This is a genomic window from Thiohalocapsa sp., assembly GCF_022340605.1.
Taxonomy (GTDB): Bacteria; Pseudomonadota; Gammaproteobacteria; order Chromatiales; family Chromatiaceae; genus Thiohalocapsa.
In genome coordinates, this window is sequence record NZ_JAJDNQ010000021.1 from 1 (window position 1) to 13,150 (window position 13,150).

General features: G+C 68.2%; 9 protein-coding genes. All 9 read left to right on the forward strand.

Annotated features, from left to right (window positions below; translation table 11 throughout):
- Positions 1–644: 644 nt before the first annotated feature.
- Positions 645–1,211 carry a Uma2 family endonuclease gene (locus LJE69_RS01965; protein ID WP_296920898.1) on the forward strand — a complete coding sequence of 189 codons (567 nt, stop codon included), beginning with the start codon at positions 645–647 and terminating at the stop codon, positions 1,209–1,211.
- A 48-nt stretch (positions 1,212–1,259) separates the two neighbouring features.
- The gene (locus tag LJE69_RS01970) at positions 1,260–2,957 is read left to right on the forward strand and encodes a SulP family inorganic anion transporter (RefSeq protein ID WP_296920902.1); all 1,698 of its coding nucleotides are present in this window, start codon (positions 1,260–1,262) and stop codon (positions 2,955–2,957) included.
- Positions 2,958–3,157: 200 nt separating this feature from the next.
- Positions 3,158–3,826 (forward strand): protein-L-isoaspartate(D-aspartate) O-methyltransferase, encoded by a 669-nt coding sequence (locus tag LJE69_RS01975; protein WP_296920905.1) that lies wholly within the window; start codon positions 3,158–3,160, stop codon positions 3,824–3,826.
- 34 nt (positions 3,827–3,860) lie between these two features.
- Positions 3,861–5,822, forward strand: coding sequence for a Clp1/GlmU family protein (locus tag LJE69_RS01980; RefSeq protein WP_296920908.1), 1,962 nt, complete (start codon positions 3,861–3,863; stop codon positions 5,820–5,822).
- A gap of 1,046 nt (positions 5,823–6,868) precedes the next feature.
- On the forward strand, positions 6,869–8,062 hold the full coding sequence (locus tag LJE69_RS01985) for a hydrogenase small subunit (RefSeq protein ID WP_296920910.1): 1,194 nt from the start codon (positions 6,869–6,871) through the stop codon (positions 8,060–8,062).
- Positions 8,063–8,123: 61 nt separating this feature from the next.
- Positions 8,124–9,224: a hydrogenase 2 operon protein HybA gene (gene hybA, locus LJE69_RS01990; protein WP_296920913.1), complete on the forward strand. Its 1,101-nt coding sequence runs from the start codon at positions 8,124–8,126 to the stop codon at positions 9,222–9,224.
- Positions 9,221–10,468: a Ni/Fe-hydrogenase cytochrome b subunit gene (gene hybB / locus LJE69_RS01995; RefSeq protein WP_296920917.1), complete on the forward strand. Its 1,248-nt coding sequence runs from the start codon at positions 9,221–9,223 to the stop codon at positions 10,466–10,468. The genes hybA and hybB overlap by 4 nt, the downstream gene beginning before the upstream one ends.
- Before the next feature lie 67 nt (positions 10,469–10,535).
- On the forward strand, positions 10,536–12,239 hold the full coding sequence (locus tag LJE69_RS02000; RefSeq protein WP_296920919.1) for a nickel-dependent hydrogenase large subunit: 1,704 nt from the start codon (positions 10,536–10,538) through the stop codon (positions 12,237–12,239).
- 17 nt (positions 12,240–12,256) lie between these two features.
- Complete coding sequence (locus LJE69_RS02005) at positions 12,257–12,820, forward strand: HyaD/HybD family hydrogenase maturation endopeptidase (RefSeq protein ID WP_296920922.1); 564 nt, start codon at positions 12,257–12,259, stop codon at positions 12,818–12,820.
- Positions 12,821–13,150 lie beyond the last annotated feature (330 nt).

Sequence of the window (13,150 nt, forward strand, 5' to 3'; positions counted from 1 at the left end):
CGCGACATCAAGAACTGCTTGTCTGGCGCCAGCGGCTGGCAGGACGTTGAGCACGGACACGGACGCACGGAGACCCGCCGCTACCGCACCCTCGGCGATCTCGCCGAGGTGCCGCGCAGCGCCCTCTGGCAGGGATCTCCCAGAGAGAAACGAGGCTGAGGTGGAGCGCATTGGCGTCATCCCGGCACGCCGCTATGGCATCCCGCGAAGCCCGCCCCGGCTCGCCAGGCACCGTGCCTCGGGGCGTTCCACAGGCGTCTTCGGACGCGTTCCGCGGCTGGCGCGAGCTCGCAGCGCAGTCGGCAGGATGGGAGACGGTTGCGTCGCAGGAACTCGTACAATCCCCAAGTACCTAGCTCCGAGCAGGCAAGCTCGCCCGCGAAACGCCGCGCGCGGGCGTCGCGCTGGGGGGCGGGGAGTGTCCGTCCTGTTCGGGACGCCGACGGGTTCTTCGTCCAGCAACGCAGCCCTGCGCTGTGGTAAAGACTGCGAATCCAGAGCGCGCCCCCCAACCCCTCGCCCCGCGGGCAGAGGGCGGGGAACGGGGAAGATCGGGGAGTGCGAGGTCGCGTTTCGCTCCGCTGCGGTGGGCGCGGGCATTATGATCGGCGTCTGACCTCACCGTCCTCGCGAGCTGGTTGCCCATGAGCCCACAAACTGCAAGAAGGCTGTCCCTCTACGAGCAATTGATGGCCCTGCCGGAAGGACTGATCGGCGAAATCATCGGCGGACAGTTGCGCACACAGCCGCGTCCGGCCTGGTCTCATGGCCTGGCGGCCTCCCGCCTTGGCGCCGACATTGAAGGACCCTATGGACGCGGGCGCGGTGGTCCCGGGGGTTGGTGGATCATCGACGAGCCAGAGGTCCACTTCGTCTTGGATACAGAGGTCGTTGTCCCGGATATCGCCGGCTGGCGCAGGGAGCGCATGCCATCACCGCCTGAGGGCCACAAGGTCCAGGTCGTGCCGGACTGGGTCTGCGAGATCTTGTCGCCCTCCAGCCAGAGCACCGACCGCGAGGAGAAGATGCCGCTGTACGCAAATTACGGCGTCCGCTTCGCCTGGCTCGTCGATCCCAAGACACGCACACTCGAGGCCTACGAGCTCGCCGATACCGGGTGGAGGCCATTGGGCGTCTTCCACGACAACGACATGGTCTCCGTCGCGCCGTTTGACGCCGTCGTCATTCGGCTAGCGGATCTATGGGCCTGAAACGAGTTGACCGGACACGGCAAATGGAGCCTTCCCTTCCTGCAGGGCGTGCGACCTATCAAAGCGTCGCAGGTCCCCGGCGAGATCGTCGCCGGTGTCACCCTGGCCGCGCTGGCGATCCCGGAGGTGATGGGCTACACCAAGATCGCGGGCACGCCGGTGATCACGGGGCTCTATACCATGCTGATCCCTACGGCCCTGTTCGCGGTGTTCGGCTCCTCGCGGCACCTGGTGGTGGGCGCCGACTCGGCCACCGCGGCCATCCTCGCGGCCGGTCTGGTGGGGCTCGCCGCCACCGGCACCGGCGAATACCTGGCGCTCGCCGGCGTCTTGGCCCTAATGGCCGCGGGGTTTCTCGTCCTGGCCCGACTCATCGGCCTGGGCTTCATGGCGGACTTCCTGTCCCGCACGGTGCTGATCGGTTTCTTGACCGGGGTCGGCTTGCAGGTCGCGCTCGGCCAGATCTCGGGCATGCTCGGGCTCGCAGGGGGCGGCCAAGGCACACTGGCAAAGGTCTGGTCGGACCTCCAGCAGATCGAGCAGGTCAACGTCCATGCGCTAGCCATCGCGCTTGCCGTGCTGGTGGTCGTCGTCGGCGCCAAGCTGATCTCCAGGCGGATACCGGGCGCCCTGATCGCGGCGGTCGGCGCCATCGTGCTGAGCTGGAAGCTGGATCTGGGCCAGTATGTGCACGTGCTGGGCGCCGTCCCAAGCGGCCTGCCCCAAATCGGGCTGCCGCGGGTGCAGTGGAGCTGGGACCTGATCCAGGACCTCGTCCCCACCGCCTTCGCCATGTTCGTGGTCATCCTGGCGCAGAGCGCGGCGACGTCACGCGCCTACGCGGCACGCTACAACGAGCGCTTCAGCGAGAACACGGACCTGTTGGGGCTGGGCCTGGCCAACATCGGCGCCGGACTCTCCGGGACCTTCGTCGTCAACGGCAGCCCCACCAAGACGCAGATGGTGGACAGTGCCGGCGGGCGCACGCAGCTCTCGTTGCTGGTCGCGGCCGCGGTGGTCCTGGTGGTGCTGCTGTTCCTCACCGCGCCACTGGCGTATATGCCCGAGGCGGTGCTCGCGGCCGTGGTCTTCCTGATCGGGCTCGACCTGATCGACCTGCGCGGTATGCGCAGCGTCTTCGTCGAGCGGCGCTCTGAATTTTGGGTGGCCCTGATCACCACCGCGATGGTGGTGCTCGTCGGCGTCGAGCAGGGCATCCTGCTCGCCATCGTGCTGTCGCTGATCGATCACACCCGCCGCGGCTATCGGCCGAAGAACGTCGTGCTGCTGCCGGCCGCCACGGGGGCGTGGCAGGCGCAGCCGGTGGCGATGGGCGGCCAGGCCCTCCCGGGGCTGCTCATCTACCGCTTTACGCACAGCATGTATTACGCCAACGCCCAGCAGCTCTCGGAGGAGATCACGACGCTGGTCAACAATGCCGCGCCACCATTGCGTTGGCTCTGCCTCGACGCCTCCGCAATCGACGACGTGGACTTCTCCGCGGCGGAGACGCTCCGATCCATCGTCGCGATCCTGCGGGAGAAAGGCATTCGGCTGGTCGTCGCCCAGGTCTTGCCGGACGTCAGCGCGAGCAGTCGCCACCAGCTCGGGCGGCTGTTCGGCGCGGACGCCTTCTTCGATACCCTCGGCGATGTGCTCGCCGCCTACCGGCGGCTGCCGGACACGCATCCTGCGGCGGCGGCCCCGCTCCCCGCGGAGGACCAGACGCGCGTGCCGCGACCCTGAGCCGGCGCACCCCGCGGGCGGACACCAGATCTGCATCGCAGACCCACCAGCCACCCGGCTTGCCCGTCTATGCTTTTAAAGAAAGCGCTGGCGGAATGGAACGGTCCCCGGGGACCGACATTGCCGGCGCCAGACCGCGGGCGACGCGCCGGCTGTCGTGCCAACACCGCCCCTGCCCTGTCGAGCGACGGGAGCCTGCCATGTCCAACGATCCCGACCGCACCGCCGACCGCGAGCGCATGCTCAAGACCATCCGTGACCTGTTCCGGCTCACCGCCGCCGAGACCGGCCTCGGCGAGGCGCCGCCTGCGGTCATCGAGGCGCTGCGCGGGGTACCGCGGCACCGGTTCGTGCCACCGCAGGAGCAAGGTCTGGCCTACGCCGACATGGCGCTGCCCATCGGCATGGGCCAGACCATCTCGCAGCCCTACATGGTCGCGCTGATGACGGCGCTGCTGGGGGTCAGCCCCGATGCCCGGGTGCTGGAGGTGGGCACTGGCTGCGGCTATCAGACCGCGGTGCTCGCGGAGCTGGTGGCGCAGGTCTACTCGCTGGAGGTGGTCCGGCCGCTGGCGGAGGACGCGGCGCGGCGGCTGGCCGGGCTCGGCTATGGCAACGTGGAGGTGCGCCATGGCGACGGTCACGGCGGCTGGGCGGCGCAGGCGCCCTTTGACGGTATCCTCGTCACGGCCGCCGCGCCGCGGGTGCCGATGCCCCTGGTCCGCCAGCTCGCGCCCGGCGCCAATCTGGTGATCCCGGTGGCGCGCGGGGCGAGCCAGGTGCTGAGCGTGCTGAGCCGCGAGGCGGCTGGTGACCTCCATCGCCGCGATGTCATCCCGGTGGCCTTCGTGCCCATGGTGCGGACATGACGCCGGTCGCCGCCGGAGATCCGCACGATCCGCCATGACGACAGCGACCGGACCGCGCCAACCACCCCTGCCCTGCGTCGCGGGGCAGATCGTTGCAGAGATGATGCAGCGGGACCGCCGCGTGCTGCTGCTGGGGGCACCCGGCAGCGGCAAGAGCACACTGGCCGCGGCGCTGGCGGACGCGCTCGTGGCAGGCGGACGCACCTGCCGCTGTGCCAGCGCGGACCCCGGCACGCCGGCCTTCGGCCCGCCCGGGGCGCTGGCGCTGGGGGAGCGCGCCGATGACGGCTGGCGGACGCTCGCGCTGGAGCCGCTCTGCACCCTGGATGCCGCGCGCTTTCGGCTGCCGCTGGCCGAGGCGCTGCGCCGGCTGCTTGCGCAAGCGACGGCGCCGACGGGCACGCTGCTGATCGACGCGCCGGGCGTCGTGCGCGGCGTCGCCGGCGGGGAGTTGCTCCAGGCCCTGGTGGCGGCCGCGGGCGTGGACCTGGTGCTTGTGCTGACACCGGCGCACCGGGAGCCGCCGCTGGCCGGCGAGCTTGCGGCCCTGGCGGCGGAGGTCGTGCCGGTGCGGATTGCCGAGGGCGCGCGGCGCCCCGGCCGGGGCCGGCGCGCCCGCGAGCGCACCGCGCGCTGGGATGCCTATCTGGGCGCCGCCCCGGCGCTGGAGCTGAAGCTGGACCGGGATCCGGGCCGTCCCGGCATCCTCGGCACGCCACCGCCACTGGACGAGCCCGCGGCCTGGGCCGGGCGTCAGGTTGCCTTGCTTCGCGCCGGCAGGCTGCTGGCACTGGGCGAGGCGCAGAAACTCGCCGGTGGGCGCCTGGACGTGCGGGCACCGGTGGACGGCCACGACGCCGACGCGCTGCTGGTGCGCGACGCCGTGCGCACTGCCGACGGCCTGCTGGAGACGGCAAAGCCCTTCGCGCCGGCGCCGGCGGCGTTCCTGCCGCCAGCGCAGCGCCGGCCGTCGGCGGCCGACTTCGGCGGCCCGCGGCCGGCGGTGCAGGTGGGCGGTGTCGATGCGCTGCTGGTCAACGGCATCTTCGGCGACCCGCTGCTGCACCTGCGGCTGCGTCATCTCGGCCGCAGCATGCTGTTCGACCTGGGCGATGGCGAGCGCCTGCCGGCACACGTGGCCCACCAGGTGAGCGACTGCTTCATCACCCACGCCCACATGGATCACCTGGCTGGCTTCCTGTGGCTGCTGCGCTCGCGCATCGGCGAGCGGACGCCCTGCCGGCTGTACGGGCCGCCGGGCCTGATCGGGCACATCCGCGGTCTCGTCAGCGGCTTTCTGTGGGACCGGATCGGCGACAACGGCCCGGTCTTCGAGGTCTACGAGTTACACGGCCAGCAGCTGCACCGAGCGATCGTCCAGGCGGGCATCACGGACCACCGGGGCCACGAGGCTATCCCCGCCCCGGACGGCGTGCTCCGGCAAGATCCAGCCTTTCGCGTGCGCGGCGTTGTGTTGGACCACCACACGCCGGTGCTCGCCTACGCCTTCGAGCCGGCACCGCAGCACAATGTCCGCAAGGACCGGCTGCGTGCCGCCGGGTTGTCGCCGGGTCCCTGGCTCAACGCGCTGAAGGCGGGCTTGAGTGCCGGGGATACCGAGCGCAGGCTGTCCCTGCCGAACGGCACGACGGTGAGCATCGCGGCCCTCGGCCGCGAGCTGGTGATGACGACCCCGGGCCGGCGGCTGGTCTACGCCACCGATCTTGCCGATACGCCGACCAATAGGGCGCGACTCATCGCCCTGGCGCGCAATGCCCACACACTATTTCTGGAGGCGTCCTTCGCCGAGGCGGACCGCGCGCGTGCGACGGCTCACGCCCACCTCACCGGCCGCGCCTGCGGCGAGATCGCAGAGGCCGCCGGCGTCGCGCGCTTGGTGCCGTTCCACCTGTCGCGGCGCTATGCGCAAGATCCGGCGGCGCTGTTCGACGAGATCCACGATTCCTGTCCGCATGCGCTCTTGCCCGAGCGCTGAGCGCGGTCGCGCGACGGTGTCAGGCGCGGCGAGCTGGCCGTGGGAGCGCCGTCTTCGGCGCGATGTAGCGCGTCGGGGCCGGCGATCGCGGCGAGGACGCCGCTCCCACGCGATGGGCGTGGCGAGCTGGCCGTGAGAGCGCCGACACTCCGGGCGACACTCGCTCGCGCCGGACAGCGAACGGTATCGGCAATTCCAAGGCCGTGCACCAGTCGCGGCATCGCAAGTGCCGCTGTAGGTCATGCCGAGCGTGCCACGGACGCCCTGGTGGCGCATACCTGGCCGGTAAGTAGCGAGTCAGGCCCGCGGTGGATGCGCTCCGAGACTGTGAAAGACTTTTGTATGGGAGGTCGGGTTAGCGCAGCGTAACCCGACGATGGACGCCCGTAAGCCGTTGATTGTCGGGTTACGCTATCGCTAGCCCGACCTACGCTCCGCTCGATTTCGGCGTTGCGCGCAATACTTTCAAGGTCTCTGCGCTTATCCACCCTCCGCGACGTTTCAGTTGTTTCTGAAGCGTTCCCAAGCCTTGACCTGGCAACGGATCATCAAAAAAAATAGTTGTTCATATTGTGGATAAATCGGCCAACGGCCGTGGCCAGGCTCAGACGCAACGCCGTTTTCCACCGGTGACACCACCGATGGTTCTCGGTGCGCTCATCCATCCCGCCACGCCATCGCATTAGGTATCGATTCCGATTTGCATTTCGGATTGCAGGCGACCACCGGCCCACCTGCAATGCGATGAAGCCACCCCCTGCGCACGGTCAAAAAAGACCGTTTTCCAGACCAAGAGTGCCAGATTGCCCGTAGACAGCCAACGGGTGCTGATCTATACCTATAGAGGAAAGTTACTAGATACTAATATTATTTAGTAATTGACTTTTCGCAATGGCGGCCGGCCCGCCGATCAACGTTCTGTTGGCGACACGGCCGGGTCGGCATTGGAAAGGGGCGGGAACCGATGCTGCCCGCGGGCCGCCTGCCGGCTCGCGGGCGACATCGCGCCCCCGTAGTCAACGAGCCATGAGAGGTGGTAAGGGCTCATGAAAACAACGGGCGAATGGCTGAACGAAGAGATCGGCCCGCGGCTGTCGGACCAACTGGAGATGCGCGGCATCGACCGGCGCAGCTTCATCAAGTTCGCTGCGGCCATCACCGCGGCGATGGGCCTGCCGGTGGGCATGGCCGGCCGGGTGATGGCGGCCGTCGAGGCGGAGTCGGCGCGGCCGGCGGTGATCTGGCTGCACTTCCAGGAGTGCACCGGGTGTACGGAGTCGCTGTTGCGGGCGACGCATCCGACGCTGGAGACCCTGATCCTGGATATGGTCTCCCTGGATTATTCCGAGACGCTGCTGGCGGCGGCCGGGCACCAGGCCGAGGCGGCGCTGCATGACTCCATGCAGGCCAACGACGGGCGCTTCATCCTGGTGGTGGAGGGCTCTGTGCCCACCGCAGACCACGGCAACTTCTGCAAGGTCGCCGGACAAACCCCGCAGCAGATGCTGCACAAGATCGCGCCGCACGCGGCGGCCGCGATCGCAATCGGCTCCTGCGCTTCCTGGGGCGGCGTGCAGAGCGCGACGCCCAATCCCACCGGCGCGGTGGGCTTGGCCGAGGCGCTGAAGCTCGAAGGCATCACCAAGGCCGACGACAGCGCACTGCCGGTGATCACGCTGCCGGGCTGTCCGGCGTCCCCGTACAACTTCCTGTCGACGGTCCTTTACTACCTGACCATGCGGCAATTGCCGGAGCTCGACGGCAAGGGTCGGCCGAAGTTCGCCTACGGACGCCTGATCCACGAGAACTGCGAGCGTCGGCCGCACTTCGACGCCGGCCGCTTTGCCAAGGAGTTCGGCGACGAGGGCCACCGCAAGGGGTGGTGCCTGTACAAGCTGGGCTGTAAGGGGCCGGAGACCTTCGCCAACTGTCCGGCCATCGAGTTCGGCGACGTCGGCGGCAACACCTGGCCGGTAGGCATCGGCCACCCGTGCTTCGGCTGCGCGGAGCATGGCGTCGGCTTCCACAAGGCGCTGCACGAGCAGGCCGACGTGGAGAACGTGTTGCCGCCATCGATGTATCCGGGCGTCACCGCCGAGCACGGCGGCGGCATGAAGGCGGCATCGGCCGCGCTGGCGGGCGCCGTGGTGGGCGGCGCCGCGGTCTACGCGCTCGGCGCGTACGACAGGCTCAAGGGCGCCGAGCGTGCCGGCACCGAGGAGCCGGGTCAGCAAGATTGATCAGACCCGTCCTGCGCATGCAGGGCGAGCCGATTGATGTTTAATCGGAGAGGTCAGGGCAATGAGTATCAATCGTCGTCATTTCTTGAAGGGCCTGGCCGCGGGTGCGGCCGGCCTGGGCGCCGGGGCCGTCATGGGCCCGGCCATGGCGCGGCCGCCGAAGCAGCTCGCGCCGGGCGCCGTCGGCATCCTCTACGACGCCACCCAATGCATCGGCTGCAAGGCCTGCGAGGTGGCCTGCAAGGAGGCCAACGATCTGCCGCCGGTGGACAACCCGGCGTTGGATCAGACCTACGGCGTGCACGGCATCTGGGACGCGGCGGACGACCTGAACAGCCGCACCATGAATAAGATCAAGGCGTATCGGGGCCTGGGCACCATCGAGGCCAGCCGCGCCGACAACGTGCTGGCCGAGCCGTCGGCGGACTCGGGGAAGCGCTGCGACATGAGCTTCGTCAAGCGCAGCTGCATGCACTGCGTGGACCCGGACTGCGTCTCCGCCTGTCCGGTCAGCGCCATGACTAAGGACCCGGAGACCGGCATCGTCCGCTACAACCCGGACGCCTGCATCGGCTGCCGCTATTGTCAGCTCGCGTGCCCGTTCAACGTGCCGAAATTCGAGTTCGACAAGACCTTCCCGAAGATCGTCAAGTGCCAGATGTGCGCGGACCGCATCGAGGCCGGCGGCATCCCCGCCTGCTGCGACGCCTGCCCCACCGGCGCGAGCCTGTTCGGACGGGTCGAGGATCTGCGCGCCGAGGGCCACCGGCGGCTCGCGGCCGCGCCCGGCACCAGCCTGGAGTATGCCATCCACGCGCTCGACAGCGGCGACGCCAAGGTCGCCACCGTGCCCGCGTACGTGCAACACATCTACGGCGAGACCGAGACCGGCGGCACCCAGAACATGCTGCTGGCCGACGTGCCGTTCGACAAGCTCGGGCTGCCGCCGGTGGGCGATGAGTCCCGGGCGCGCCTGTCAGAGACCATCCAGCACAGCCTGTACGGCGGCATGGTCATGCCGGCGCTGCTGCTCGGCGGCCTGGTCTACGCGGTGTATCGCAATACCAGCGACGAGCGGGCTGATGACGATCTGGACGCGCCGGCGGGCGAGGCGCAAGCCCCGCGGACCGACGCGGCGCACGAGGAGGACCGGCGGTCATGAAAGAGCACTATCGTCCCGTCGGCGGGCGTCTGCTGACCCCGCATTTCTACTTCCTCGCCGTGCTGCTAGCGATCGGCGCCTATTTCATCATCAAGCGCTTCATCTTCGGCATCGGCGCGGTCTCGAACCTGAGCGACGGCTTCCCCTGGGGCATCTGGATCACCTACGACGTGGTGACCGGCACCGCGATCGCCTGCGGTGGCTATGCGATGGCCATCCTGGTCTACGTGTTCAACCGCGGGCAATTCCACCCCATGATCCGCGCCGCGCTGCTGACCAGCGTGTTCGGCTACACCCTGGCGGGCGCATCCATCATCGTCGATGTAGGCCGCTGGTGGCAGCTCTATAACGTGTTCCTGCCCTGGTACATGAACCTCAATTCGGTAATGCTGGAAGTGGCGCTCTGCATCAGCCTCTACACGGTGGTGCTCTGGATCGAGTTCTCACCGACCATCCTGGAGGCCATGCACGCCAACCGCTGGCTGCGCCGGCTGCGGCACGTGATGTTCATCGTCGCCGGTCTCGGCATCCTGCTGCCGACCATGCACCAGTCGTCGCTCGGCTCCCTGCTGATCATCGGCGGCTACAAGGTGCATCCGCTCTGGCAGTCCAACATCATTCCGCTGTTGTTCCTGCTGACGGCCATCACCATGGGCTATGCCATCGTGGTGTTCGAGTCGCTGTATGCCTCGGTCAACCTGAACCGGCCGCTGGAGACGGCGCTGCTATCGAAGGTGAGCGCGGTGATTCCATGGCTGCTTATCGCCTACATGGTGCTGCGCATCGGTGATCTGGTGATAACAGGGGACATCGTCTACCTGTTCCGCGTAGCCCCCGAGCCGCTGCTGTTCCTGGCCGAGATGGCGCTGTTCCTGTACGCCGTCGTCAAGCTGCTCGACAAGCAGCAGCGGGTGCGGCCCACGGTGCTGTTCCGCGCCGCATTGGCGGTGCTGCTCGGCGGTGCGCTGTATCGCTTCGACGCCTTCCTGATCGCCTTCAACCCGGGTCCGGGGTGGCATTACTTCCCGGCGGTTGGCGAGATGATGATCACCATCGCGATCATCGCCTTCGAGATCATGGCCTACCTGTTCTTCGTCAAGAAGACGCCGGTGCTGCTGGCCAGCCCATACGACCAGGCGGCACCGAGCGCTGCACGAGCGCGGACGGGCCAGGGGGCGGCCAGCGCGCGTGCGGCTGGACGGGAAAAAGGCGGCTATCCGCCGGCCACACCGACTTCCGCCTGATCGCAACCCCATGACGCGGCGGCGGGCCCCATGGCCTGCCCCGCCACCCGGCTAGAGAGAACGAACCATGAGCATCAATCGTATTACCGTGGACCCGGTGACCCGCATCGAGGGTCATCTGCGCATCGACTGCGACGTCCAGGACGGCAAGGTCGTGGACGCCTGGTCCAGCGGCCAGATGTGGCGCGGCATCGAGACCGTGCTGCGCGGGCGCGACCCGCGCGACGCCTGGCTCTACACCCAGCGCATCTGCGGCGTCTGCACCACCGTGCACGCCATCGTCTCGCTGCGCGCGGTGGAGAACGCGATCAATCTGGAGATCCCGCTCAATGCCCAGTTGATCCGCAACCTGATCGTGGCCGCCCACGGCATCCATGATCACATCGTCCACTTCTATCACCTCTCGGCGCTGGACTGGGTGGACGTGACCTCGGCGCTGAAGGCCGATCCCAAGGCCACCGCGCAGCTCGCGCAATCGCTGTCCAACTGGCCGAACAACAATGCCCAGCACTTCGCCGACGTGCAGCAGCGGCTGAAGAAGTTCGTCGCCAGCGGCCAGCTTGGCATCTTCTCCCACGGCTATTGGGGCCATCCGGCCATGATTTTGCCGCCGGAGGCCAACCTGATGGCCGCCGCGCACTATCTGGAAGCCTTGGAGTATCAGCGCCGCTCGAACCAGATCACCGCCATCCTCGGCGCCAAGACCCCGCACGTGCAGAACCTGGCCGTCGGCGGCGTGGCCAATGCCATCAATCCGGACAATCAGTCCGCGTTGAACATGGAGCGGCTCGCCTACGTGAAGACGCTGATGGACGAGTTGGGCGGCTTCATTCACGAGGTCTACCTGCCGGACGTGACCGCCATCGCCGCGCTCTACGCCGACTGGCTGCCCTATGGCCGGGGTGTGACCAATTATCTGTCCGCGCCGGACTTTCCGCGCGACACCAAGGGCACCGACTTCGGCATGCCCGGCGGCTACATCCCGGATGCGGACCTGTCGAAGTTCCACCAGATCACGCACTTCGGCGATCCCTACTTCGAGGGCAACGTCCAGGAGAGCATCAAGCACAGCTGGTATCAGGGCGACTGGACGCGCTCGCCCTACGAGGAGGACACCGAGCCGGACTACACGGACTTCAACGAGGAAGGCGCCTACTCCTGGGTCAAGTCGCCGTCGTTCGACGGCAAGCCGGCGCAGGTGGGTCCGCTGGCCAATGTGCTGTGCATGGTGGCGGCCGGGCATGAGCCGACCAAGAAGTATCTGAAGCTCGCGATGGATCGCATTGGCGCCATCACCGGCGGCGAGGTGCCGCTGGACGTACTGCACTCGACGCTGGGCCGGCACGCGGCGCGCTGCGTGCGCACCCAAGTGCTCTACGACATGATGCAGGAGAACTATGCCGCCCTGGTGGCCAACATCGCCTCCGGCGACTACACCAGCTTCAACAAGCCGGAGTTCCCGAAGGGACAGCAGATGGGCTTCGGCTTCCACGAGGCGCCGCGCGGCATCCTCTCGCACTGGGTCGTGATCGAGGACGGCAAGATCAAGAACTACCAGGCGGTGGTGCCCTCCACCTGGAACGCCGGCCCGCGCAACCAGGACGACGCGCGCGGCCCTTACGAGGCATCGCTCATCGACAACCCGATCCTGGAGGAAGAACGGCCGCTGGAAGTGTTGCGCACCGTGCACTCGTTCGACCCCTGCCTCGCCTGCGCCGTGCATCTGCACGACAACGAGCGGCGGACGATCGTGCAGGTCAACACCGCGTGAGACCGGGAGCAGCAGCCGTGAAAGACGCCGAGTTGTTGTCCGCCGCCGCGCCGGAGCGCGCCCGCTATGGCATGGGGCCGGCGCCGGACGTCGAGCCCGCGCCCGCGATGCTGATCGGGCTGGGCAATCTCATCCTGGGCGACGAGGGCGTCGGCGTGCACGCCATGCGCCGCCTGGAGGCGGAGTACGCGTTCGCGCCGGCCGTGGAGCTGGTGGACGGCGGCACCTCGGGTCTCGATCTGCTGCCGCTGCTGAAAGACCAACAGCGGCTGTTGCTCATCGATGCCCTGGCGGCCGACGCGCCACCGGGCACCATCCGGGTGATCCGCAACCAGGAGATCCGCAGCGCGCTCACCGAGAAGGTCTCGCTGCACCACCTCGGCATCGCCGACCTGCTGGCCCTCGCCGAGCTGCTTGACTGCGCCCCGCCGGAGATCGTCCTCATCGGTGTCGTCCCGGAGCGCATGGAGATGGCGCTCGGGCTCTCGGAGCGCCTGCGCGAGCGCTTGCCGGAGGTGATCGACACCGCTCGCGCGGTCCTGCGCGCGTGGGGTATCGACAGTCGGCCGGCGCCGGCCTGAGACGAGGCGGAAACAACCAGCACGAACCGTGGGAGCGGTCTGTCAGCGCGGCCGGCGTCGTACGCCCTGACCACCTCCGCGCCGGCTCGCGAGGGCAGGCCGCTCCCACGCCCTTTGAGACTGTGCAAGTATTGGCTGTAGGTCGGGTTACGCTATCGCTAACTCGACCTACCGTAGTCTGTATTTCCGCGCGGAATTCGAATTCTTGCCCAGTCTCGCAGCAGGTCCACCAACAACGGTTGGCAATCGCGCCGGGGACGGCGCTTCCACGGCTGCGCAATCGCGCCGGGGACGGCGCTCCCACAGGCGGGCAGACCAGCGATCGTACCT

Excerpts from the sequence above, each read along its gene's own strand:
- hybB (WP_296920917.1), top strand. The coding sequence starts at position 9,221 with ATGAAAGAGCACTATCGTCCCGTCGGCGGGCGTCTGCTGACCCCGCAT.
- LJE69_RS01965 (WP_296920898.1), top strand. The coding sequence starts at position 645 with ATGAGCCCACAAACTGCAAGAAGGCTGTCCCTCTACGAGCAATTGATG.
- LJE69_RS01980 (WP_296920908.1), top strand. The coding sequence starts at position 3,861 with ATGACGACAGCGACCGGACCGCGCCAACCACCCCTGCCCTGCGTCGCG.
- LJE69_RS01985 (WP_296920910.1), top strand. The coding sequence starts at position 6,869 with ATGAAAACAACGGGCGAATGGCTGAACGAAGAGATCGGCCCGCGGCTG.
- LJE69_RS02000 (WP_296920919.1), top strand. The coding sequence starts at position 10,536 with ATGAGCATCAATCGTATTACCGTGGACCCGGTGACCCGCATCGAGGGT.
- hybA (WP_296920913.1), top strand. The coding sequence starts at position 8,124 with ATGAGTATCAATCGTCGTCATTTCTTGAAGGGCCTGGCCGCGGGTGCG.
- LJE69_RS01975 (WP_296920905.1), top strand. The coding sequence starts at position 3,158 with ATGTCCAACGATCCCGACCGCACCGCCGACCGCGAGCGCATGCTCAAG.